1 protein-coding gene is annotated in these 1,399 nt (G+C 64.3%); it reads left to right on the forward strand.

The window, feature by feature from the left end:
* Positions 1-102 precede the first annotated feature (102 nt).
* Positions 103-1,134: an IS110 family RNA-guided transposase gene (locus DVT68_RS20210; protein WP_114827014.1), complete on the forward strand. Its 1,032-nt coding sequence runs from the start codon at positions 103-105 to the stop codon at positions 1,132-1,134.
* The last annotated feature ends 265 nt before the right edge of the window (positions 1,135-1,399 follow it).

The following is a 1,399-nucleotide window of genomic DNA, read 5'->3' on the forward strand; positions in this document are numbered from 1 at the left end:
ATGGGTCGGAAGCAATGGGATGGACTCCTCCCCGCCCTCGGCATCTAAGAGTGCCAGACTGGAGTTGCGAGACAACCAGTCCACAGCGAGGAGGAGTCCACCATGAAGCTTACGCGCATTGGGGTTGACATCGCCAAGCAGGTTTTCCAGTTGCACGGCACGGACCGATTCGAGCGAACCGTATGGTGCCGTCGCTTGCCTAGGGACCGCTGGCTGCAGGCTCTCCGCGAGGTCGCCGAGCCGGGTTGTGAGATCGGCATGGAGGCGTGCGGTGGCGCCCATCACTGGGCACGGCAGCTGCAAGCGCTGGGCTATCGGGTGAAGCTGATCGCCCCACAGTTCGTGAAGCCCTACGTGAAGAGCAACAAGAACGACGCCAAGGATGCCGAGGCGATCTGCGAAGCCATGAGCCGGCCAGGCATGCGCTTCGTGGCGGTGAAGAGCGTCGCCCAGCAGGATCTGCAGGCGATACACCGGGTACGCGCAAGCTTGGTGGAGCAGCGGACGGCCAAGGGCAATCAGATTCGCGGCCTGGTCGCCGAGTACGGGCTGGTCGCGCCCAAGGAAATGGGCTCGCTGCGGCACGCCATGCCGGCGTGGCTGGAAGATGGCGGCAACGGGTTGAGCTTCTGTTTCCGGCAAGTGCTTGAGGGTCTTTGGCGCGACCTGCGCGCACTGGATGAGCGCATCGGCGAAGTGGATCGCGAGATCACCCGCATGGCACGCGACGACCCGGAGGCTCAGCGCCTGCAGCAGTTGCGTGGCGTGGGCCCCATGGTCGCCACGGCTCTGATCGCCGCCGTCGGTGATGCCCGGCAGTTTGCCAATGGCCGACAGTTGGCCGCTTCCTTAGGTCTGACGCCGCGCCAACACAGCTCGGGCGGCAAGGAGCGTCTGCTCGGCATTAGCAAACGCGGCGATGCCTACGTGCGCACCCTGCTCGTGCACGGCGCTCGCTCAGCGTTGCGAACCGCGCCAGCCAAGGACGATCGACTTAGCCAATGGGTGCTACGACTCGCTCAGCGAGCGCATCCCAACGTGGCATGCGTGGCGTTGGCCAACAAGACCGCCCGGCTGGCTTGGGCGCTTCTACGTCATCAATGCGATTACCAACCGGCCCTCGCGGCCGCCTGAAAGAGACGTCCGAATACCACCCAACCACGATTGCTAAGCCCACCGCACGATGGCGAACCGGTCGAACCGGCGCCGGCAAAACCCTATAAGGTCGATGTGCCCTTGAGCACGCGGAAGCGATTGGGAGCCGGCGCGCGACTAGCCCATCATGGCCCGACACCGCTAAGCGGTGTGGTTGTCAGAGGCCGGATATACGTGTGCAGTCGACGCGGACGTCAGAGCACGGGGGGCTTTGCATAGGGGAGGAGTCCATATACGGACCTTA

The organism is Dyella solisilvae (assembly GCF_003351225.1).
GTDB classification, from domain to species: Bacteria; Pseudomonadota; Gammaproteobacteria; order Xanthomonadales; family Rhodanobacteraceae; genus Dyella; species Dyella solisilvae.